Annotated in this window: 19 protein-coding genes; 15 read left to right on the top strand and 4 right to left on the bottom strand. The window is 58.5% G+C overall.

What is annotated here, in order from left to right; genetic code table 11:
- The first annotated feature begins 41 nt into the window (after positions 1-41).
- The 14 genes from H7850_RS05510 (at position 42) to H7850_RS05445 (ending at position 16,688) form a co-directional block, all read left to right on the top strand.
- The gene (locus tag H7850_RS05510; protein WP_227368473.1) at positions 42-1,850 is read left to right on the top strand and encodes an ABC transporter transmembrane domain-containing protein; all 1,809 of its coding nucleotides are present in this window, start codon (positions 42-44) and stop codon (positions 1,848-1,850) included.
- Positions 1,847-2,743: an NAD(P)-dependent oxidoreductase gene (locus tag H7850_RS05505; RefSeq protein ID WP_227368472.1), complete on the top strand. Its 897-nt coding sequence runs from the start codon at positions 1,847-1,849 to the stop codon at positions 2,741-2,743. The genes H7850_RS05510 and H7850_RS05505 overlap by 4 nt, the downstream gene beginning before the upstream one ends.
- Before the next feature lie 117 nt (positions 2,744-2,860).
- The gene (locus H7850_RS05500) at positions 2,861-3,784 is read left to right on the top strand and encodes a GGDEF domain-containing protein (RefSeq protein WP_227368470.1); all 924 of its coding nucleotides are present in this window, start codon (positions 2,861-2,863) and stop codon (positions 3,782-3,784) included.
- A 92-nt stretch (positions 3,785-3,876) separates the two neighbouring features.
- The gene (locus H7850_RS05495; RefSeq protein WP_227368469.1) at positions 3,877-4,734 is read left to right on the top strand and encodes an AAA family ATPase; all 858 of its coding nucleotides are present in this window, start codon (positions 3,877-3,879) and stop codon (positions 4,732-4,734) included.
- Between the two features lie 3 nt (positions 4,735-4,737).
- Complete coding sequence (locus tag H7850_RS05490; protein ID WP_227368467.1) at positions 4,738-5,913, top strand: vWA domain-containing protein; 1,176 nt, start codon at positions 4,738-4,740, stop codon at positions 5,911-5,913.
- A gap of 239 nt (positions 5,914-6,152) precedes the next feature.
- Positions 6,153-6,794: a SatD family protein gene (locus H7850_RS05485; RefSeq protein ID WP_227368466.1), complete on the top strand. Its 642-nt coding sequence runs from the start codon at positions 6,153-6,155 to the stop codon at positions 6,792-6,794.
- Between the two features lie 11 nt (positions 6,795-6,805).
- Positions 6,806-7,537, top strand: coding sequence for a DUF3307 domain-containing protein (locus H7850_RS05480; protein ID WP_227368465.1), 732 nt, complete (start codon positions 6,806-6,808; stop codon positions 7,535-7,537).
- Between the two features lie 82 nt (positions 7,538-7,619).
- Positions 7,620-8,480 (top strand): N-acetylmuramoyl-L-alanine amidase, encoded by an 861-nt coding sequence (locus H7850_RS05475; protein WP_227368463.1) that lies wholly within the window; start codon positions 7,620-7,622, stop codon positions 8,478-8,480.
- 134 nt (positions 8,481-8,614) lie between these two features.
- A complete protein-coding gene (locus H7850_RS05470) occupies positions 8,615-10,336 on the top strand; it encodes a proline--tRNA ligase (protein ID WP_227368462.1) in 1,722 nt (573 codons plus the stop codon).
- A 155-nt stretch (positions 10,337-10,491) separates the two neighbouring features.
- Complete coding sequence (locus tag H7850_RS05465; protein WP_227368461.1) at positions 10,492-11,166, top strand: methylamine utilization protein; 675 nt, start codon at positions 10,492-10,494, stop codon at positions 11,164-11,166.
- Positions 11,167-11,187: 21 nt separating this feature from the next.
- The gene (locus H7850_RS05460) at positions 11,188-13,539 is read left to right on the top strand and encodes an EAL domain-containing protein (RefSeq protein ID WP_227368460.1); all 2,352 of its coding nucleotides are present in this window, start codon (positions 11,188-11,190) and stop codon (positions 13,537-13,539) included.
- Positions 13,540-13,553: 14 nt separating this feature from the next.
- Entirely contained in the window at positions 13,554-14,399 is an 846-nt protein-coding gene (locus H7850_RS05455; protein WP_227368458.1) for a DUF3034 family protein, read from the top strand.
- A 26-nt stretch (positions 14,400-14,425) separates the two neighbouring features.
- Positions 14,426-14,869 carry a group I truncated hemoglobin gene (locus tag H7850_RS05450; RefSeq protein WP_227368456.1) on the top strand — a complete coding sequence of 148 codons (444 nt, stop codon included), beginning with the start codon at positions 14,426-14,428 and terminating at the stop codon, positions 14,867-14,869.
- Positions 14,870-15,239: 370 nt separating this feature from the next.
- Complete coding sequence (locus tag H7850_RS05445) at positions 15,240-16,688, top strand: putative bifunctional diguanylate cyclase/phosphodiesterase (protein WP_227368454.1); 1,449 nt, start codon at positions 15,240-15,242, stop codon at positions 16,686-16,688.
- Positions 16,689-16,822: 134 nt separating this feature from the next.
- Here H7850_RS05445 and ccoM read toward each other — a convergent pair whose 3' ends face one another.
- From ccoM to rfaH, 3 genes are all read right to left on the bottom strand, one after another.
- A complete protein-coding gene (gene ccoM / locus H7850_RS18235; protein ID WP_299241860.1) occupies positions 16,823-16,939 on the bottom strand; it encodes a cytochrome c oxidase subunit CcoM in 117 nt (38 codons plus the stop codon).
- A gap of 129 nt (positions 16,940-17,068) precedes the next feature.
- The gene (locus H7850_RS05440; RefSeq protein ID WP_227368453.1) at positions 17,069-17,578 is read right to left on the bottom strand and encodes an FKBP-type peptidyl-prolyl cis-trans isomerase; all 510 of its coding nucleotides are present in this window, start codon (positions 17,576-17,578) and stop codon (positions 17,069-17,071) included.
- Positions 17,579-17,596: 18 nt separating this feature from the next.
- Positions 17,597-18,139: a transcription/translation regulatory transformer protein RfaH gene (gene rfaH, locus H7850_RS05435; protein WP_227368451.1), complete on the bottom strand. Its 543-nt coding sequence runs from the start codon at positions 18,137-18,139 to the stop codon at positions 17,597-17,599.
- Positions 18,140-18,298: 159 nt separating this feature from the next.
- On the opposite strand from rfaH, the gene H7850_RS05430 reads away from it, so the two are divergent.
- On the top strand, positions 18,299-19,672 hold the full coding sequence (locus H7850_RS05430; protein WP_227368450.1) for an AmpG family muropeptide MFS transporter: 1,374 nt from the start codon (positions 18,299-18,301) through the stop codon (positions 19,670-19,672).
- 2 nt (positions 19,673-19,674) lie between these two features.
- Here the strand turns inward: H7850_RS05430 and H7850_RS05425 are convergent, their stop codons facing one another.
- Positions 19,675-21,501 (bottom strand): SEC-C domain-containing protein, encoded by a 1,827-nt coding sequence (locus H7850_RS05425; RefSeq protein ID WP_227368449.1) that lies wholly within the window; start codon positions 21,499-21,501, stop codon positions 19,675-19,677.
- Positions 21,502-21,534 lie beyond the last annotated feature (33 nt).

Genomic DNA, 21,534 nt, shown 5'->3' with positions numbered 1-21,534 from the left:
AATGTCATTATCCATGCTCTTTCCCGGGCTGAGAGATATTGATGACAACCCGCCCCAACCCACGCGTCCTGCTGCGCCTGCTCTCGCTTCTGCGGCCCTATCGCGGGCGACTGGCAGGTGCCGCTGCTGCCCTGCTGGTGGCCTCCGGCAGCGTCCTGCTGTTGGGTCAGGGGCTGCGCCTGGTCATTGATCAGGGCTTCATGGCGCAAGACAGCACCAGCCTCAATCAGGCTCTGGGCGGGTTACTGGGTGTAGTTGCCATACTGGCGATTGCCTCGGCGGCGCGTTATTACCTGGTGACCTGGATCGGGGAGCGGTTGGCGGCTGACTTGCGTCGTCAGGTATTCGATCACTTGCTGACTCTGGAGCCGGATTTCTTCGAGAACAGCTTAAAGGGTAGCGGTGGTGCCGGTGAGATTCAGTCGCGCCTGACGGCGGATACCAGCGTGCTGCAAAGCCTGTTCGGCTCTTCCTTGTCCGTGGCCCTGCGCAATCTTCTGATGCTGAACGGCGCTGTCGTGTTGATGCTGATTACCCAGCCCTGGCTCAGTGCCCTCGTGCTGCTGGGTATCCCCGCCACGGTGCTGCCAATCCTGTGGTTTGGTCGTCGTGTACGGCGGCTCTCGCGGCATAGCCAGGATCGTATAGCCGAGCTGGGCCGCTATGCCGGCGAGGCGCTGACCGGCATCCGCACTCTGCAGGCCTTTGGCCATGAGGAGGCGGATAGACGCATCTACGGTCATCATGTGGAAGAGGCGTTTGCGGTAGCCGTCGATCGCACGCGCCAGCGTGCCTGGCTGACCGGCATCGCCATGCTGGTGGTGTTCGCTGCGGTTGCTTTCATGCTGTGGCAAGGCGGTCACGCAGTGCTGGCAGGCGAAATGAGTGCCGGTGAACTGTCGGCGTTTGTCTTCTATGCAGTACTGGCCGCCGGTGCCGTGGCGGCGCTTGCGGAAGTGGCCGGTGACGTTCAGCGCGCCTCGGGTGCTGCGGAGCGCTTGCTCGAACTGCTGGATGCAACGGCAACTATACAGGCGCCTCCTGTTCCGAGTGCGCTCGCGTACCCACTACGCGGCGAGATCGTTGCCAAGCACCTGCATTTCGCCTACCCCAGCCGCCCGGACACGCCGGCGCTTACCGATCTCGATATTCATATCCGCCCTGGGGAACGCGTCGCCCTGGTCGGCCCCTCCGGGGCGGGTAAAAGTACGCTCTTGCAGCTGCTGCTGCGTTTTTATGATCCCGATGAAGGTCAGCTATTACTCGACGGCGTGGATCTTCGCGATCTCGACCCGGCGGAATTGCGTCAGGCGATCGGGCTGGTTGCTCAGGAACCGGTACTGTTCAGCGGTAGCGCTGCGGACAATATCCGCTACGGCGCGCCGGAGGCCAGCGACACGGAGGTCATTCAGGCCGCCCGGGACGCCAATGCCCTGGCCTTCATCGACGCCTTGCCCAACGGCTTCGACAGCTATCTAGGCCCCGGCGGCGTGCAGCTGTCCGGGGGGCAACGCCAGCGTCTGGCCATTGCCCGGGCATTGTTGCGTAACCCGGCGGTCCTGCTGCTGGATGAGGCGACGAGCGCCTTGGATGCGGAGAGCGAACGGCTGGTTCAGGAAGCGCTGGATCGGCTCATGGTGGGGCGTACCAGCCTGGTAGTGGCGCACCGTCTGGCCACGGTCGTGGCCGCCGATCGCCTTCTGGTTTTCGACCATGGCCGACTGGTGGGCGCCGGCACCCATGCGCAATTACTCGAGAGCAACCCGCTCTATCGTCATCTGGCCAGCCTGCAGTTCGATCTCGATGCCCGTAACACGGATAGTTCCCCAAATCTGGAGACACACTTATGACTTCATCTCGTCTCGGTTTCATCGGTATCGGCCTGATGGGCGAGCCTATGACCCACCGCCTGCTGGAGGCAGGCTTTAGCGTCACGGTATTCAACCGCAGTCCCGAGAAGACCCGAAGCGTCGAAACCGCCGGCGCACGGGTCGCGACCTCGATTGCCGAACTGGTTGCCGAGGTGGACATCATCCTGCTCTGCCTGGCTAATACCGACGCTGTCGAGGAGGTCGTATTCGGCGAGGATGGAATTGCCAAGCAGGGCCGCGCCGGGCAGCGGCTGGTGGATTTTTCCAGCAGCGATCCTGCGGCAACCCGAGATTTCGCTTCACGCCTGCAAGCCGAGTGCGAAATACCTTGGATCGATGCCCCGGTTTCCGGGGGCGTCGCCGGCGCCGAGGCGGGAAGCCTTGCGATCATGTGCGGTGGCGAGGCCAACGACATCGAAGCGTTACGTCCACTTCTTGCTCCCCTGGCGTTTCGGGTTACCCATATGGGGCCGGTGGGCAGCGGTCAGGTGACCAAGGTGTGCAATCAGATGATCGTGGGCTGCAATGCCCTGGTGATCGCCGAAATGATGGCCCTGGCGGAAGCCAGCGGTGTCGATGCCCCACGAATTCCCGAGGCATTGACCGGAGGATTCGCGGACTCCAAACCGTTTCAACTCCTGGCCCCGCGCATGGCTGCGGATGACTTCGAGAACCCTGCCTGGCATGTGCGCACTCTGCTCAAGGATCTCGACATGGCGGTAGCCCAAAGCCAACGTAGCGCCAGCGCCGTTCCCATGAGCGGCCTTGCGGCACAGCTATTTCGAGAACATGCCGGTCAGGGTCATGCGGAGTCCGATCCGGCAACCTTGATCGAGCGCTATCGCCACCTGCCAACGAAACCGAGTAAATGATCGATAAAACTTTCATGATTTTTTTACGCTTCAAGTATTCAATACGGATAAACCGAGGCCGATAATAGCCGCGAACAAAACGACGATGATCGTTCACTCCCTTGACAGCGATGGCTCATGCGGCTGATACCAATCAGAATTCTCTTTCATCGATACATACTCTCGGTCATGGCATGCCTGCTCTTCGTGGCAGGCTTTTTGCTTTGGCACCAGCTTAGCGCCTTGCTCATCAAGCAGGACATTCCGGTATCGAACGCTGACCTGTTGAGCATCACCGTTCTCATCGCGACCATCGTCCTGCTGATGCTCGCTACTGTGGTCATCCTGGTGCAGCGTTACTTGCTACACCGCGTGCATCTGCTTCTGGAGTACGTTAGAGGCCAGCAACAAGGCATTGTCAGTCGGCCGCCTCCAGCACTGTTGAAAAATCACGACGACATCGCCTTGCTTACCGACGAGATTCACTCACTGCTAGAAACACTCAAAAAAAATAACGAGACATTGCGCGAGCAGTCCCTCATCGACCCCTTGACCGGGCTTGGTAATCGACGCCTGCTGGAACAACGCCTGAATATGGCACTCCCCATGACGCGTCGGCGCATGGCGCCTCTGTCGATCCTCATGATCGATGTCGATCATTTCAAGGCCTACAACGATCATTATGGCCACCCTGCCGGCGATACGTGCCTGGTGGAGATCGCCAATATCCTTCGCGACACCTTTCGGCGCGAAACGGACATTCTCATCCGCCTGGGCGGCGAGGAGTTTCTGGTCGTACTGCTCGATAGTGACGAAGGCCCGGCCCTGGCGTTGGCCGAGGCCATGCGCAGCATGTTACAGGCGGTCGGCCTCCCCCACGCGTCGTCACCCTCGGACTCGGTCGTGACCGTGAGCATCGGGGTAGCAACTGCCAAGCCTGGTACGCGGATCGATGCGGAGAGTTTGATCGCTTGCGCCGACGCTGCGCTTTATCAGTGCAAGGCTCAAGGACGCAACCGGATTCTCGGCCGTACCGTGGAAGGTGACCTCCTGTCTCGATAGACTCCGCGCCCTGCCTGAATCGAGATGTCTTGAATTGAGATGCAATAGCCACTCTCGTACACTCCTCCGACGTCTTTCAACAGGGAAACATCATGGCTTTCGCAGGAACGTCGAGCTACATCGCCACGGATGCGCTGCGCCTGGCCGTCGATGCCGCAGTGATGCTGGAACGGCCGCTGCTGATCAAGGGCGAACCCGGCACCGGCAAGACGCTGCTGGCCGAGGAGCTGGCCCAGTCATTGGGCACTCGCCTCATCACCTGGCACGTCAAGTCCACTACCAAGGCCCACCAAGGGCTCTACGAATACGACGCCGTCAGCCGTTTGCGTGATTCCCAATTAGGTGTCGAGGGCGTGGAAAACGTCGCTAATTACATTCGCCCGGGCAAGTTATGGGAGGCCTTCGAGGCGGATCAGCGCGTGGTGCTGCTGATCGACGAGATCGACAAGGCGGACATCGAGTTCCCCAACGATCTGCTCCAGGAACTCGACCGCATGGAGTTCTATGTCTACGAGACCGACCAGACCATCCGCGCGCGTCAGCGACCGATCATCGTCATCACCTCGAACAACGAAAAGGAGCTGCCGGATGCCTTCCTGCGCCGCTGCTTCTTTCACTACATCGAGTTCCCTGACCGCCAGACGCTGAAACAGATCGTCGATGTGCATTTCCCCGACATCGAATCTCGCCTGGTGGCCCAGGCGCTAGAAGTGTTCTTCGATCTGCGCGAGGCGCCGGGACTGAAGAAGAAGCCTTCCACTTCGGAGCTTATCGACTGGCTCAAGCTGTTAATGGCGGACGAACTTTCCCGGGAAGCGCTGTATCAAACCGATCCGAGCGAGGCACTACCCCCGCTGGCCGGCGCATTGGTCAAGAACGAGCAGGACAGCACCCTGCTGCATCGCCTGGCCTTCATGATGCGCCGTCAGCGCACCAATCAAGGCCGCTGATCCATGTTCCTCGGCCTGTTCGATACGCTGAAACGCGCCGGTGTGCCGGTCTCCCTGCGGGAGCTGCTTGATTTGCATGCCGTGCTCGAGCGCGGTGTGGTGTTTGCCGACAGCGAGGCCTTCTACCGCCTGGCGCGCCTGGTACTGGTCAAGGACGAGCGTTATTTCGACCGCTTCGATCGCGCCTTTGCCGCCTGGTTCAAGGGCATCGAGGATCTGGATTCCGCCATCGAGGCGTTGATCCCGGAAGAGTGGTTGCGTCGCGAGTTCGAGAAATCCCTGACCGAGGAAGAGAAGGCGGAGATCCAATCCCTGGGCGGGCTGGAGCAGCTGATCGAGACTTTCAAGCAGCGCTTAGAGGAACAAAAAGAGCGCCACGCCGGGGGCAACAAATGGATCGGCACCGGTGGCACCAGCCCGTTCGGTGCCTACGGCTACAACCCGGAAGGGGTTCGCATCGGCCAGGAGGGGTCACGCCACCGGCGTGCGGTGAAGGTGTGGGACGAGCGCCATTTCCGCGACTACGACGACTCTCTCGAACTCGGCACCCGCAACCTGCAGATGGCGCTGCGCCGCTTGCGGCGTTTCGCCCGCACCGGTGCTGGAGAGGAGTTCGATATCGATGCCACCATCGAGGCCACCGCCCGAGACAACGGCCTGCTCAATGTCCGGCTGCGGCCGGAACGCCACAATGCGATCAAGCTACTGCTGTTGCTCGATGTGGGCGGCTCCATGGATGATCACATCCGTGTCTGCGAGGAGCTGTTTTCCGCCTGTCGCAGCGAATTCAAGCATCTCGAGCATTTCTACTTCCACAACTGCGTTTATGAAGGGCTGTGGCGTGACAATCGTCGCCGGGACAAGCGCATCAACACTCAGGAAGTACTGCGCACCTTCGGCGCCGACTACAAGGTGGTGATCGTCGGCGATGCGGCCATGTCGCCCTATGAAATCACTCACCCCGGCGGCAGCGTCGAACATTTCAATGAGGAAGCCGGTGGCGTCTGGCTAAAACGCCTCACCGCCAAGTTCGACAAGCTTGTCTGGCTAAACCCGATGCCTCCTCGGGCCTGGGAGTACACCCATTCCACCCAGTTGATTCGGCAACTGATCGACGACCGGATGTATCCCACCACCCTTGAAGGACTGGAAACTTCTATCCGCGAGCTTCTGCGCTGACTCTCCCTGTTACAGGCCGACACAACAAAATAGGGATGAGCATTTGCCTACGCCTAAATACTGTATATAATTACAGCATTGATCCTCGAACAGTTGAATTCAATAGCCCTATAACACTATTATTCATAATTATAGGGCTATTTAGCTATAATTTTTATAATCACTGATTGCTTATAATAGCCTTTTTGGACTATAAACGATGATTATAGTGATTTATCCCTATCGTGGATCAATGAAAGATGACGACCCGTATTAGTGTACTGACCGGTGATGTGGTGGGGTCTCAACGAATCAAGGACAAGGATCACTTCAATCGCACATTGGATGCGATGCTAGACCTCATCGAAAAGCGTTTCAACGCCCGCTGTGATCGCTATCGTGGGGATGGTTTTCAGGTAGTCATTCCCGATCCGGGCAATAGCATGACGGCTGTGATACTGATTCGCGCGGCGCTGATTCAACAGTCCCCCTCCCGTCAGAACATGTGGGATGCGCGTATTGCCGTGGGTGTTGGCTCAGGGAAAGTTCCCGAAGCTGAGCGTTTTGCCCAAGCCGATGGCGAGGCGTTCGTGCTGTCTGGACAGAAACTTGATGGCTTGAGCGATACGACGGATCGACTGGCCATCGTCACTTCGTCATCCGAACTCGACGAAACATTGGCGCTGATGACCCGTTTCGTGGATGACATCCTGAGTCACTGGTCGCGTTTTTCGGCGGAGGTCGTGTCATTGAGCCTGCTTCACGACGAGTCCCAACAGGCGCTGGCGCAACGACTCGGACGTGCCCAGCCGACCATCAATCGTCGTTTGGCTGTGGCTCGATGGCCCTTGATTCGAGATTATCTGGCCTATACCGCTTCGAGGTTGGCCCAAGGCGTCTAAAAGGAACTGCCATGACGGCACTTTCATTACTGCTACTACTGCTGCTTGCCCATCTTGCCGGTGATTTCCTGCTGCAGTGCAAGGCCTGGGTGCACAGCAAGCAGCGCCTTGGCTACCGCTCCACCGCCGTCTATCTGCACGCCGGTGTACACGGGTTACTGGCACTCTGCGCCCTGCTGATCGGTGAATTGGCGTTTGCCACCGCTCTGCTGGCGGCGGCAGTCATTGCTCTTAGCCATCTGGTCATCGACATCCTCAAGAGCTACACCCCGGAGCAGGTGCGCTATTTCCTGATCGATCAGGCGTTGCATCTTGGCGTGATACTGCTGGTCTGGAGTTGGCTGGTGTACCCCTGGCCGCTCCCCTTATTAGGAAACTGGCTGCTGGGACCTGAGCCGCTGGCAATACTGCTGGCCTATGTATTGATCACACGGCCACTGTCGATACTCATCGCCCTGGTCATGCAGCGCTGGAGCGCTCAGATCGACAACAGCGGCACCCTGGCGGATGCGGGAGCAAGAATCGGTATCCTCGAGCGCTTTCTGGTACTGACCTTCGTGCTGAGCGGCGAATTCACCCCCATCGGCTTTCTGCTGGCGGCCAAGTCGGTCCTGCGCTTTGGCGATCTGCGTGAGGATCGGGACCGCAAACTCACCGAATACGTGCTGCTTGGGACCATGCTCAGCTTCGCCCTGACGCTACTGCTGGGACTCGCCTTGCGCTACCTCCTCCAGACACTATGAACGTGACTGCATGAAGCTGCCTGCCTTCTTTTCTCGAAGACGCCTCCCGAAATGCCGGGTATGCCCTCCACTGCTGCTTCTCATGGCAATCACCCTCGTCATGGCAAGCTGCAGCGGCCTGGAGCAACGCCCGGGCTATATCGTCGATCAACGGCAAGTGTCGCCCTCGCATTCAAGCCGCATACGGCATCTGGTACTCCACTACACCGACGGTAACGAGTCACGTTCGCTGACAACCCTGACCGGCCCGCGGGTCAGCGCCCATTATGTGCTGCCTCTGCCGGCCCGGCGTTCCCGCGGCCAACCCCTGGTCTATCAGCTAGTGGACGAGTCCCGGCGCGCTTGGCATGCCGGGGTTAGCGCCTGGAGAAAGCGCAGCAACATCAACGACACTTCGATCGGCATCGAGATCGTCAACGAAGGACCAAACCGCCCTTTCGGAGAGATCGAACGGCTTCTCGAGACTCAGCCGTCAGACCCCAACGTCATTCACTGGGCGCCCTATCCGGACGCCCAGATGGATACCTTGATCCGTCTTGCCCGGGACATTGTCGCCCACTATGACATCGCTCCTTCCGATGTCGTGGGGCACTCGGACATTGCCCCTTCACGCAAGATCGACCCCGGGCCGCTCTTTCCCTGGTACCGGCTGCACCAAGCAGGCATCGGCGCCTGGCCAGAGGCAGAGAGGGTGGCCGATTACCTCACTCGCTTTAGCCAACAGCCGCCCTCGCTGACCGAGCTGCAGACGACGCTTGCGGATTACGGCTACCCAATAGAAGTCACCGGTCAACTCGACTCCCAGACTCGCCATGTGCTGCGAGCCTTCCAGATGCATTTTCGCCCCAAGGACTATCGCGGCCTCCCGGATGCGGAAACCGCCGCCATCGCCTGGGCGCTGCGCGAGCGCTATCGACCGGACGAGACCGAGATCGACGAATAGCAATGCAACTGCCCTAACTCATTGCCTTTCCCGCGGCTTTTGCCGCAAGCCCAAGCTTGACCGTACAATGGACCGAACACGCCATCCCAGTGTCGAGCGACCTGTCGACTAGATTTCAAGGAACCACCGCACCCATGCGCGCCAGTCAATTATTGATCGCCACCCTCAAGGAAACCCCGGCAGACGCCGAAGTCATCAGTCATCAGCTGATGCTGCGCGCCGGCATGATTCGTCGTCTGACCTCGGGCCTATACACCTGGCTGCCCACTGGTCTGCGCACGCTGCGCAAGGCCGAGCGTATCGTGCGAGAGGAAATGGATCGCGCCGGCGCCCAGGAGATGCTGATGCCAGCCGTGCAGCCCGCAGAACTGTGGCAGGAGTCCGGGCGTTGGGAACAGTACGGCCCGGAGCTGTTACGCGTGATCGATCGCCATCAGCGCGATTACTGCGTCGGGCCAACCCATGAGGAAGTGATCACCGATCTGATGCGTCGTGAAATCGGCAGCTACAAGCAGCTGCCGGCCAACTTCTATCAGATTCAGACCAAGTTTCGCGATGAGATCCGCCCACGCTTCGGCGTGATGCGTTCGCGAGAATTTATCATGAAGGACGCCTACTCCTTCCATATCTCGGAAGCCTCCCTCAAGGAGACCTACCAGGTGATGTACGATACCTATATGCGTATTTTCACTCGGCTGGGTCTCGATTTTCGTCCGGTGTTGGCGGATAACGGCTCGATCGGAGGCACCGGCTCCCATGAGTTTCACGTGCTGGCGGATTCCGGCGAGGACGATATCGCCTTTTCCAGCGACTCGGACTACGCCGCCAATATCGAGATGGCCGAGGCGCTACCCGCGCCCCGGGGGGAGACGCCCGAACGTCCGGCGCCGACGGAAGAGCTGCGCCTGGTGGACACCCCCAACGCCAAGACCATCGCCACCCTAGTCGAACAGCACGGCCTGCCCATCGAAAAGACCATCAAGACGCTAATGGTGCGTGGTGCCGAAGGTGGTCTGATTGCCTTGCTAGTGCGCGGCGATCACGCGCTCAACGAAATCAAGGCGGAGCATCTGCCCGAGGTCGCCGTGCCATTGACCATGGCCACGGAAGAGGAAATCCGCGCCGCCGTGGGTGCCGGACCGGGCTCCCTGGGGCCGGTCAATCTCGACATGCCGATCGTTATCGATCGCAGCGTGGCGCTGATGAGCGACTTCGGCGCCGGGGCCAATATCGATGGGAAGCACTACTTCGGCATCAACTGGGAGCGGGACGTGGCAACACCCAAGGTGGCCGACCTGCGCAACGTGATGGCCGGCGATCCTTCGCCGGATGGCAAGGGAACGCTCTCGATCAAGCGCGGCATCGAGGTCGGCCATGTTTTTCAGCTGGGAACCAAGTATAGCGCTGCGATGAATGCCACGGCCCTCGACGAGACCGGTAAGGCCGCCCAGTTGTGGATGGGGTGCTACGGCATCGGCGTCACGCGCGTCGTGGCCGCCGCCATCGAACAGAACCACGACGACACCGGCATCATCTGGCCCAATGCCATCGCGCCTTTCGAGGTGATACTGGTGCCGATGAACGCCCACAAGTCCGAACGCGTTCGCGAGACCGCCGAGCGCCTCTATGGCGAGCTAAGCGTCCAGGGCATTGATGTGCTGCTCGACGATCGCGATACCCGGCCGGGGGTCAAGTTCGCCGACCAGGAGCTGATCGGCATTCCGCATCGGGTGGTGATCGGCGATCGTGGCCTCGACAATGGCGAACTGGAGTACAAGGGTCGGCGTGACGATAGCAATACCATGATCCCTGCGGACGAACTGATCGATTTTTTGCGCGAACGTCTACAACGCTGAGCATCACTAAAACGACACGCGGAGGCTCCTCATGAGCCTTCGTTTCTTATCACGATTCTTCCTTCGGATTGTGATTTCTTCTCAAGTATTCCTGCCTGCTACCGATAGTCCCTTGTAGAGCCACCTACAACCACGCTATCGGTGCAGGCATTCCGATGAAGACCCGACTTCTATTACGGCGAGGAACCGCCATCGTTGTGTTCCTCGCTTCGCTGTTGGCGATGCGGGCGCAGGCCATCACATTCCCGGTCAAGGTCATCGACGCCGCCGATGGTACGCCTCTCGAGCATGCAGTGGTCGAGCTATACGATTATGCTCCTCCAGCGATGACAGACGAGCAGCGTGAGATCGCCCAACGTGATCGTGCCTTCATTCCGCACGTGCTGACGATTCCCACCGGCACCGCCGTATTCTTTCCCAATCGCGACGATACCCGTCATCACGTCTACTCCTTTTCGCCCGCCAAACCATTCGAGCTCAAGCTGTATCTCGACGATCCACAGCCGCCGGTCGTCTTTGACAGACCTGGCGTGGTTTCGCTGGGCTGCAACATTCATGACGACATGCAGGCCTTCATGGTCATCAGTGATGCCAGTCATCGTGCCGTCACGGATGCCCAGGGATTGGTCAGCTTCGACGATGTGGCACAGCATTCGATGCGTATGAGTGTCTGGCATCCTCGCCTGTCGCGCGATCAACAACAACGGCAGGAACGACAAGTGACCCCGACGAGGGAACACGCAACCGTAGCCCTGACACTGCGGGTACCGCCCCGGAACGAGCAGCCCCGCTCCTCCCTGCAAACACTCTTCGATCGGGCGGTCCAGTGATGTCCAATAGGAGAAGCTAGCGTGAGCTTCCGTGTTCGTCTGATCCTCATCATGACCATTCTGCTGATCCTGGCTCAACTGGCCACGGCTACGGCCATGCTGCGTACCGCCAGTGATGCGGCGCTGGAACGAGGGAGTCAGGAGTTACAGGTAGGCGCACGGGTGCTGGAACGCATGCTATCGATACGCAGCGCACAGCTGCGTGACAATGTCGCATTGCTGTCTGCAGACTTCGGCTTCAAGTCCGCCATCGCCACCGTCGATCGCCGCACCATCGACTCGGTGCTGGCCAATCATGGCGAACGTATCGGCGCCGATCTGGTCATGCTGACGGATATCGAGGGTGTTCTGCAGGCCAACAGCCATCGCAACCTCGGTATCGGTTCCCGATTGCCCTTCGATGCACTATGGCAAGAGGCTCAGCACGACAATGGCAGCGCCGGTATCGTCATGCTGGGCAATACGCCCTACCAGTTGGTACTCAGTCCCGTGTATGCACCCAACCTGATCGCCTGGGTGGGCATGGGCTTCATGCTCGATTCACCGTTGGCGAAATCACTTGGCTCGCTGACTCGTCACGATGTGTCCTTCGTCACCTATGACGACGACAAAACACCGCCGCATATCGTCACCACTCTCGACGCCCGGCAGCAACAGATGCTGTTGTCGCTCGAGTCCCGTATCCGCAATGGGGATTTCGTCGACGGGCCGCGTTTCACCCACGATGGTGAAACACTGATGATGGCTTATACCCTTGCACGGCAAAACGACAGCAGTATCTTCGCCGTGCTGCAGACTTCCCGCCAGATTCTCATGGCGCCCTTCCAGGAACTCAAGGTTCAGCTGCTGATCATCTTCTCACTCGCCTGGCTGGTTACCTCCATGATTGCAGTGACTAGCGCCCGCATGATCAGCCGGCCTATTCAGCGCCTGGCCGAAATGGCACGTCGTATCGGCTTAGGAGAGAGAGCCGCCGACGTCAAGCCTGCAGTAAAGGGCGAGTTCGCACTGCTCGCCAATACGCTGGCAACCATGCAGCAAAGCCTGGATCGGCGCGAGGCACAGCTGTTGTATCAGTCGCGTCATGATTCACTCACCGGTCTGCCCAACCGCACCACGGCGGAACAGGATATCGCCGAGCTCGTCTCGCAGCGAAGTCCCTTCACGCTACTGCGCCTGAACATCAATGACTTCAAGCAAATAAACGATATCCTCGGCTATGCCATGGGCGATCAGGTGCTGATAGGGGTAGCGCAGCGTCTCTTGGAACAATCGGACATTCAGTCCTATCGCTTCGGCGGCGACGAATTCGTGCTACTGATAACCGGGGATCAAGCTCCAGGCCGCATGATGGCACGGTTCGGCTCACTAATGCGCGAGCCACTGATGACCGCCGATACTCAGGTCACGCTGAAGATCTCGATCGGCGAAGTGGCCAGCCCCGAACATGGCGATACTCCTGCGCAGCTGCTACGCCGTTCGGACATCGCTCTGTATCAGGCCAAGGAAACGCACACCATGGCGCTGCGTTATGTGCCAGGTAGCGACGAACATCATCAACGTCAGTTGCAGATCATTCACGACCTGCCCAGGGCTCTACGCGATGGCCAGCTCTGCCTGTATTACCAGCCCCAAATCGACATAAATTGTGGTCGGGTACGTCAGTACGAGGCTCTGGCCCGCTGGCACCATCCTAAGCTCGGCTTCGTTCCGCCGGACGAATTCATCACCCTCGCCGAGCAATCCGGCAACATCGACTTGCTAACCGCCTGGCTGATGACGACCGTACTGCACCAGTTGAGCGCCTGGCGCCGGGAAGGGGTCGTCGTCAATGTCGCCATCAATCTCTCGGCAGAGGACCTTCGCAACGACGAATTGCCGGCGCAGTTACGCGAATGCCTCGCACACCATGCAATCCCGGCAGCCCAACTACGGCTAGAAATCACCGAAAGTGCGGTGATGCACGAACCATCTCGGGCGATCGCGTTGCTCATGCAGTTGCGTGACGCCGGCCTCGAACTGGCGATCGACGACTATGGAACCGGCTATTCATCCCTGGCGCAGCTCAAGCGAATGCCGGTCAGCGAGCTCAAGATCGATAAATCCTTCGTCATGCATATGCACCAACAGCCGAATGACGAGGTTATCGTCAGATCCACCGTCGAAATGGGCCACAACCTGGGGCTCGAACTGGTTGCCGAGGGTGTCGAAAACATCGTCACGCTCAAGCGTCTTGCCGCACTCGGTTGCGACTATGCCCAAGGCTATGGCATCGCCAAACCCATGCCCGCCGAGGCGGTTCTCCCCTGGCAGCGTGAGCATGATCGTCGATGCGTGGACGGGGATGTCGTGCTGCTGCCCACGCCAACCTGAACAGAGCGACATCTATGCCTTTCAGCGCGAAAAGACTCTTCTTCACTTTCATACTAGGCCTTACCGGTCTCACCAATGCCTATGCCGGCGACCGGATTCTGGCGACCGGCGGGGTGACTCAGATCGAGGGCTCCGCTGGTGGCGGCCTGGTACCTTGGGGTGTGCTACATGGCACGACCAGTGACAATGGTCTCGGCATCACCGCTGCCGCCAGCCGTGCTGGCATCGACGACTACACACTAGATGTGAAGGGCGTGGCCCTCAATCTCTATAACCGCCTGGAGATTTCCTTCGCTCGCCAGCATCTGGCGCTGGATACGCTGGGCGGCAAGCTCGAACAGGATATTATCGGCGCCAAGGCGCGTCTGTTCGGAGATGTACTCTATCACCCCTGGGGACAATGGAGCCTCGGCGTTCAGCACAAGCGTCTCGATGATTTCAGTCTACCTCGAGCTGTAGGCGCTCGAGATGACAGTGGCACCGATATCTACCTGGCCGGCAGCAAGCTGTTCTTCGATGCCGTGGCTGGACGCAATCTACTACTCAACACGACCCTGCGCAGCACCCAGGCCAATCAGGGTGGACTACTGGGCTTTGGAGGTGATCTCAACGACTCCCGAGAACTGGTAGTGGAGGGCTCACTAGGCATCTTCGTGACCCCACGCTGGCTTGCGGGGTTCGAGTATCGCCAGAAGCCCGATCAGCTTAGCTTCGCGGAGGAAGAAGAATGGAAGGATGTGTTTGTCGCTTTCGTACCCAACAAGCATCTGTCTTTGACCGCGGCCTGGATCGATCTCGGCAGTATCGCTGGACTCGATGATCAACAAGGCGGCTATCTGTCCCTGCAAGTCGCCTATTAACGAACGAACACCATGGAGAAACCAGCATGACGACAATGATCTGGCGCCGTCTGACCGCCCCACTCCTGCTCGCCATCTGTACGCTCACGGCTCATGCCAGTGATGACGAAACGTCCTCCTGGACCTACAATGCCCTCGGCGAAAAGGCGGGTATCGCCGCTATCGTCGAGGATCTTCTGGTCAACATAGCCAACGATGAACGCATCGTGGTCCGCTTTGCCGACGCCGACATTTCGCGCCTGCAGCGCATGCTCAACGAGCAGTTCTGCATGCTCAGTGGCGGGCCCTGCGTCTACACTGGTGACAGCATGCGCGAATCCCATCGCGGCAAGAACTACACTCAAGCCGAATTCAATTCGCTAGTCGAGAACCTGATCCATGCCTTTGAAGCAAATGACGTCCCCCTGGCGGCCCAGAACCGGTTGCTCGGCAAACTGGCGCCGATGAATGCCGATATCGTCGCGCAGTGACATGACCTGTTCGATGCCAATCTCAATCTGCGTGACGGGCTGGCAAAAAGAGCGGAGTGTACGCGGTGTAAGTGAGCTTATTGAGTCAATCTTTAACGGCACATAGACAAGCGCAGATACTTTTCGGGTAAAGCCTAGAGTTGAGCAAGGACCATTGAGAACAAACAACACCGTTTATTGACCTAATTGGCACCAACGCAGGTAGCTGTTGTCTGATACAGCGTGTACATCCTCAGCGCGACACCAGTAAATAGTACCCAGTATTGCTGAGTAACCATCAACATCAACTAGATATTACGAGAGCGATTTGAATGCGTTTGGTCATTTTCTCGTCTGACAGTCAAAACGCTACACTAGCGTGATTGTCACGGTGCTAATTCGTCTTATCGGGCTTTTTCTTCTATTCCTGGCTTTATGGGTCAGTCGTGGGGCCGAAAAGCTATTGCGTTCAGCTTGGCGCCATCCGTCTCATGAAAAACATGTCGGCCGACTGCAAAATCGTTTTTTTACGCTGCTTACTCATCTGCAACATCGACAGACCGACCCCCTGACGGGCATCGGCACTCATAGCCTCGCTCATCATGAAATACAAAAACTGATCGCCGCGGATCGTGCCTTTCTCGTAATCCGTCTAAGCATCGACAATATCAACCGTATCAACAAGACGTTAGGTCACGATATTGGCGATCAACTGCTGGTAGCCCTGACTCATCGCCTCGTCCGCCTGCAATATCATCACGGACGCCTCTATCGCCTGTGCGGTAACGAATTCTTGCTATTGGTGGCACCGCCTTTCGTGAACAATACCTTGCTCGAACGCCTGCGAGAGCAATTGAGCCAGCCATTGAAGCTTTCGGGCACGTCACTGATTCCAACCATCTCCATGGCGGTGCTGCAAAGCCCGGACAATGGCAGGGATGCGCATCAACTACTGCATCGCTCTTCCATTGCATTGATTCAGGCACGCCATTCCCGCGAGGGATTTCATGTCTATCAAAGTGGCCTCGATCATCGCCATGCCCGGGAAAAGCAGTTGTTGGGAGACCTGGTGGACGCCGTCCAGGATCAGCAACTCAGGGTGGTGTACCAACCCAAGATTCGGCTCGACAGTGGCGATGTCACTGGCTTTGAAGCCTTGCTCCAATGGCAACATCCGACACTGGGGTTGCTGTACCCGGATGAATTCCTGCCACTTGCGGTACATTCGGGGCACATGGCCCTTATCGGACAATGGCTGATCGATCAAGTAATGGATCACATGGCCGCCTGGCAGACAAGCGGGCATGCCCTGCAAATCGCGATCAACCTTTCTGCCGTTGATCTCGACGATCCGCAACTCGCGCGGAAACTACTTGCCGGCCTGCATCGTAGACACATTGCTCCGACCCAATTGATGCTCGAGATCACCGAACAAATGATGATGCTCGATCCTGAATCCGTCGCTTTGTTACTCGAGAAGTTGCGTAAGGAAGGCGTTACTATCGCCATCGACGATTTCGGCACTGGCTATTCGTCCCTGACACAGTTGCGGCGCCTGCCCCTTGATGTTCTCAAGATCGATAAATCCTTTGTGATGAATCTAACGAAGCAGCATGAAGATGCCACGATCGTGCATTCGAGTATTGCACTGGCACACGATTTCGGGCTTGAGGTAGTCGCCGAGGGTGTGGAAACCCACGAGCAGCTCGCCTTGTTGACCAAGGCCGGCTGCAATCAGGCACAAGGCTATTTGATTGCACGCCCCATGGATGTGGGTCACGTTCTCGACTGGCTCGAGCAATACCGGGAAGCAACGCCCCCGAACTTCGCGCCGACTTGATGACGTTCTGAGGCCAGGTAAATTACGCGCATAAAAAAGCCGACCCGAAGGCCGGCTACAAAGGGGCATTGCCCCTCCCCTGACGACAAACTTGCACTATTGCTCGCACTATTGCCTATGCCGCGTAAGCGCGATCACTGCTTCCCCTTACGCTTTTGATCTTGAATGATGAAAGTGACGAACCCGCCCATGAAGACAAACATCATCGCTACAGTCACCAGCCCGAAAATGACGGCATCATCCCAGTACATGGCGTGTTCCCCCTTCCACATAATCGATAAATTCACTGTAGGATAAGGGCGGCTCATTGAACTTGACCTGAATCAAGTTTTTTACCGAGCTCAAACGATTGCGTAACAACAATTGACCGAAGTCATGTTTCAGGGAATCTTGCGATCTTCTACTTGCGCATGTTCAGTACCTTCGCTGAGCGGATGGCCCTTTGCCAGTTCCGCTCGAGTCGCCTTGCGTACATCCAATATCTCGACGCTATAGCTCAGGGTTTCTCCGGCCAGGGGATGGTTGGTATCCACGGTCACGATATCGTCGTCAATGGCGATCACGGTGACGATTCGGGGTCCATCAGGCCCCTGAGCCTGAAACCGCTTGCCCGGCACCAGCTCTTCCGCCCCCTCGAAGGCGCTTCGTGACACTTTCTGCACCAAGGCTTCATCCCGAATGCCATAGGCTCGGGCCGGGGCCAGTGTGATCGTCGTGCGAGCACCACTGGCAAGCCCATCCAGGGACTGCTCAAGCCCGGGCACGATGTTGTCGTGCCCATGAAGATACTGCAGGGGCTCATTGCGCTGATATGAGTCGTCTAGTACGCTGCCGGCGGAGTCACGTAAGGTATAGTGCAGCGTCACGACGTGCTGAGGGGCAATGGTCATAGTAGCTTCCTTGCGAGATTATTCGGAACGGCGTAGATGGCGAACGGGCACTTCCAGACGCTGCTGACCCTGCAGCATGTTGAGCAGTACGATCGCACGCTCTTCGCCTTTCTGGCTTTCGAAAACCGCCTGCAGTGCCCGAAAAGGCCCGTCGGTAATCTCGATGGCCTCACCTGAGCGAAAGTAGACGTTGCCATTCGATGGAGTCGTCTCTTGAGCACTATCGTGCAAGGTAGCGACGAGTTCGTCATCGACAGGAATGGGTTCGTTGCCAAAGCTGACCAGCCTGAGCACGCCGCGGGTCGAACGAATGGGCCGCCAGTTGCTGGCCAGGCGATCAAGGCGAATGAACAGATAGTAAGGAAATAATGGCTCATCGATCCATTGCAACTTGCCGTTACGTTTCTTTTGTACCTGTAACACCGGATGAAATACCTCGTAGTCCTGATTGTTCAGGTGCTCCGCGGCACGAAAGGATTCACCACCCTTGCATTGAATCAAGTACCAGCGAGGAATGGCATCGCTCTCTGGTTGATCGAGATCGGTAAGCTGATCGCTCATAAGGCTCCATTATTCGAGGTCGACTCCAATGCTAGGCTGTAACGTTGATTTAGCCAGCACGGAAACATGAGTTGGTATCAGTCTACCATCCATGCCAAGCATAGCGATTCAGGATGCCTTTCAAGCTTCAAGGACTTCTCTTATGGCAGGAAACTCTCGATGACACGACCCGCACGCCGCTCCTGGCGGGATGCCTTGGCGGTTTATACCCAGGCCCCGGTGATCACCATGTTGTTTCTGGGCTTCTCCGCAGGCCTCCCGTTTTTACTGGTATTTTCGACCCTCACCGCCTGGCTGAGAGACGTCGACGTGGAGGTCGCGGCAATTGGTTTCTTTTCCTGGATCGGTATCCTCTATTCGATCAAGTTCTTCTGGGCACCGGTGGTGGACCGCTTGCCCCTGCCTGGACTGACTCGACTGTTCGGCCAACGCCGAGGGTGGATGCTGCTGGCTCAGGTGACGATTGCGCTGGGATTGGTGGGCCTGGCTTATACCGATCCTCGCGCGAGTCTTGTCAGCGTGGCGGGTTTCGCGCTGCTGGTCGCTTTCGGCTCGGCTACCCAGGATATCGTCATCGATGCGTTTCGTATCGAATCCGCCATGGAGGAGGTACAGGCCGCCATGGCCTCGACCTACATCATCGGCTACCGCGGCGGGCTGCTGGCCGCCGGCGCTGGAGCGCTCTATGTCGCCGACCTGGCATCCTGGCACTGGGCGTACTTGAGCATGGCCGGTCTGGTGGGTGTCGGCATGCTCACGGTGCTGATACGCCCCGAGCCGCCTCGCTCACCCTTGGGTGTACAGCTGATTCATGAGCCCAAGGTCCGTGCCTTCTTGAGAGCCACCCGAGGGCGTGCCCAACCATGGCGGCGTTTGGGGGCCTGGTCCATCGGCGCAATAGTCTGCCCTTTCACGGATTTCTTTTCGCGCTATGGTCGCCGCGCTTTATGGCTACTGATCTTCATCGGCGTCTATCGCATCAGCGACCTTTCCATGGCGGCCATGGCCAATCCACTCTATATCGATCTTGGCTTCACGCTTTCTCAGATCGCCAACGTGACCAAGGTATTCGGCATCGCCATGAGCATCACCGGCGGCATCGTCGGCGGGCTCCTGGTGGTGCGCTATGGCATTGGCTCGATGCTGGTTGCCGGAGCCGTCATCGTAGCCCTGACCAATCTCCTGTTCGCAATCCTTGCGCTGATCGGAGCGCAGATGCCCATGCTGGTCATTACCATCATGGGAGACAACCTGGCCAACGGCCTGGCCAGCACCGTCTTCATCGCCTTTCTATCGAGCTTGACCTCCCGCGCCTATACGGCAACCCAATATGCGCTGTTTTCGTCTTTAATGACGTTACCGGGCAAGTTCATCGGAGGGTTTTCTGGCGTGGTAGTCGCAGGTCAGGGCTACACGGTGTTTTTCATCTGCGCGGCGCTGCTAGGGCTACCTGCGATATGGCTTGCCTGGCGCATCAGTCGCGATCCTGGGTTGACCACGGATCGCGAACCCGTGCCGAGCGTAAATCGATAAATCTATTCGCTGAGATGCCGCTGCTGAGCGGCCAGCCACTCCAGGGCGCCTTGAGACGTCGACCATTGATCCCGCATCAACGCTCGGTACTGCCAGGCCTCGGCCTTGGTACCGGGCTCCGGCACCTCCAGTGCCAGCGGCACCGGGCGCGGATTATGCGCGCACATCATGGCGATGGCATGGGCGTTGAGTGCCTTTACGGCGCGCAGCGAGTGTACGGCTTCATCAAGACGATGCAGGCGAAACAGGGCCAATGCACGCCCCATCAACACGCCCAATAGCGGCCCCTCGTCGTCCGGCTCTTGCTGATTGCTGAGCTGCACTGCTTCCTCGTCACGCCCTTCCCGCAGCAGTTGATCCAGCACCAGTTCCCGCAGGCCCAGACTGTCCTGATCGTCGAGCACCAACAGGCGCTCCGCCAGTTGCCGGGAGTTGCGTCGCGCACCACGCTCCATTCCGACTACCAGCGCCAGGCCGGTGCGCAAGAGAAATGCATTGTCCGCATCGTCCCAGGTAAAACGCCCTTCGGCGCTCTCGATCTGATCCAACCAGCCCTCAAAACGCCTGGCCAGGGGTACGAAGAACATGTTGGCCATCCAGGGCAGGCTACCGAAGCGACTCGCCAAGGCTACCGCCAGGGCCTGCACGACCTGAGGCGAATCGAGCCAGGCAGGGTTTTCATACAGGGCATCGAGCCACTCCGCGGCATGAGGCCATGGATCTCCCTCGAGCCCCAGCGCGGCCTCTTTATCGACCCCGATGAGAAAACGGGATTGCCAGGCAGCAAACAGCGTATCTTCCCGGGCGCTGGTGTGATATTCGAGGTGGCCATCCGCCGCGTGTTCGAGACGTAACTCCGGCGCGCCTTTCAGGTCCTCGAGCAAGGTTTGCAGGTTGGTCAGTGGCACAGCCAATGCCTCTTCGGAATTGACCATCTGTTCCGCCAGGGTGGCGCCGGGGTTGTCTGCCAGATCGGCGAGAAACTGCAGCTGCTCATTGTCAAGATCGCCGTAGCGTGCCAGGCGCCGGAACCAGAATCGCGCTCGCTCGCTGGCCTCCTCGGGATGGCCCTCATGCAATAGCAGCATGGCTTCGATATACGCAAGGGTCGGTGAATCGGGCAGCGTCTGTTGAGCGCGTACGAAGGCCTCCCTGGCACTTGCCAGGTCGTCGCTGTCAAGATGCATCAAGCAGAGGCGTTCCAATGCCACGCCGCGCAGAAATAACGGCCCATGCTCGAGCACATTATCGAGTAGCGTGGCCTTCTTGCGGTTGAAGCCGCGATCCTGATAGATATCGATGAGCAGCTCAAACGCCGGCTCAGTCTGTTCCGGAAGCTGGCTCCAATCCGTTGCCTCGAAGAGTGCCTCCAGCATCTGCTGTGCTCGGCCCTGCTGATTGCTCTCCGCTGCGATCAGGCCTGCCTCGAGCAATGCCTGGGCCGGCGCTCGGCCACTTGCCAGCGCCGCCTTGAAAGCAGGTCCTGTCCATTCCCGCAATGACAGCATCCACATCAGATGCTCGGGTACCGCGCCGGGCAAGGAGACGGCGCCACAGCAATCCCGGCTCTTGCGCCCTGAATCGCACCAGCACGGTTCATTGTCCCAAGGGCGCGCCAAGGGTTCGGCAGCGAATTCTCGCCGTTCGAGGGGTGTCTGGTTCCATAGCTTCGGCGCAAGTGCTTGAGCCAGTGCCATGTCACCCCCAAGGGTGCGCAAACCGTCGGTTCGGGCCCATGCCATCAACGCCGGATAATGTTCATCCTGGCGAATGGCGTTCAGCGCGCCACTGGCATATTCCAGTAACTGTTCTACCCACATTGCCAGCATCGCACCTCCTTGTCGTAGTCGATTCATTCTAGC

The organism is Halomonas sp. M20 (assembly GCF_020622265.1).
GTDB lineage: Bacteria > Pseudomonadota > Gammaproteobacteria > Pseudomonadales > Halomonadaceae > Modicisalibacter.
Note: the sequence above shows the minus strand (reverse complement) of the source record. Positions and strands in the feature narration are given on the sequence as shown.

What these genes read in the sequence shown, in the direction of transcription:
- H7850_RS05450 (WP_227368456.1), top strand. Translation starts at nt 14,426, where the DNA reads ATGACGACAATGATCTGGCGCCGTCTGACCGCCCCACTCCTGCTCGCC.
- H7850_RS05475 (WP_227368463.1), top strand. Translation starts at nt 7,620, where the DNA reads ATGGCAATCACCCTCGTCATGGCAAGCTGCAGCGGCCTGGAGCAACGC.
- H7850_RS05440 (WP_227368453.1), bottom strand. Translation starts at nt 17,578, where the DNA reads ATGACCATTGCCCCTCAGCACGTCGTGACGCTGCACTATACCTTACGT.
- H7850_RS05495 (WP_227368469.1), top strand. Translation starts at nt 3,877, where the DNA reads ATGGCTTTCGCAGGAACGTCGAGCTACATCGCCACGGATGCGCTGCGC.
- H7850_RS05465 (WP_227368461.1), top strand. Translation starts at nt 10,492, where the DNA reads ATGAAGACCCGACTTCTATTACGGCGAGGAACCGCCATCGTTGTGTTC.
- H7850_RS05455 (WP_227368458.1), top strand. Translation starts at nt 13,554, where the DNA reads ATGCCTTTCAGCGCGAAAAGACTCTTCTTCACTTTCATACTAGGCCTT.
- H7850_RS05500 (WP_227368470.1), top strand. Translation starts at nt 2,861, where the DNA reads ATGCGGCTGATACCAATCAGAATTCTCTTTCATCGATACATACTCTCG.
- H7850_RS05510 (WP_227368473.1), top strand. Translation starts at nt 42, where the DNA reads ATGACAACCCGCCCCAACCCACGCGTCCTGCTGCGCCTGCTCTCGCTT.
- ccoM (WP_299241860.1), bottom strand. Translation starts at nt 16,939, where the DNA reads ATGTACTGGGATGATGCCGTCATTTTCGGGCTGGTGACTGTAGCGATG.
- rfaH (WP_227368451.1), bottom strand. Translation starts at nt 18,139, where the DNA reads ATGAGCGATCAGCTTACCGATCTCGATCAACCAGAGAGCGATGCCATT.
- H7850_RS05485 (WP_227368466.1), top strand. Translation starts at nt 6,153, where the DNA reads ATGACGACCCGTATTAGTGTACTGACCGGTGATGTGGTGGGGTCTCAA.
- H7850_RS05470 (WP_227368462.1), top strand. Translation starts at nt 8,615, where the DNA reads ATGCGCGCCAGTCAATTATTGATCGCCACCCTCAAGGAAACCCCGGCA.
- H7850_RS05505 (WP_227368472.1), top strand. Translation starts at nt 1,847, where the DNA reads ATGACTTCATCTCGTCTCGGTTTCATCGGTATCGGCCTGATGGGCGAG.
- H7850_RS05480 (WP_227368465.1), top strand. Translation starts at nt 6,806, where the DNA reads ATGACGGCACTTTCATTACTGCTACTACTGCTGCTTGCCCATCTTGCC.
- H7850_RS05425 (WP_227368449.1), bottom strand. Translation starts at nt 21,501, where the DNA reads ATGCTGGCAATGTGGGTAGAACAGTTACTGGAATATGCCAGTGGCGCG.
- H7850_RS05490 (WP_227368467.1), top strand. Translation starts at nt 4,738, where the DNA reads ATGTTCCTCGGCCTGTTCGATACGCTGAAACGCGCCGGTGTGCCGGTC.
- H7850_RS05430 (WP_227368450.1), top strand. Translation starts at nt 18,299, where the DNA reads ATGACACGACCCGCACGCCGCTCCTGGCGGGATGCCTTGGCGGTTTAT.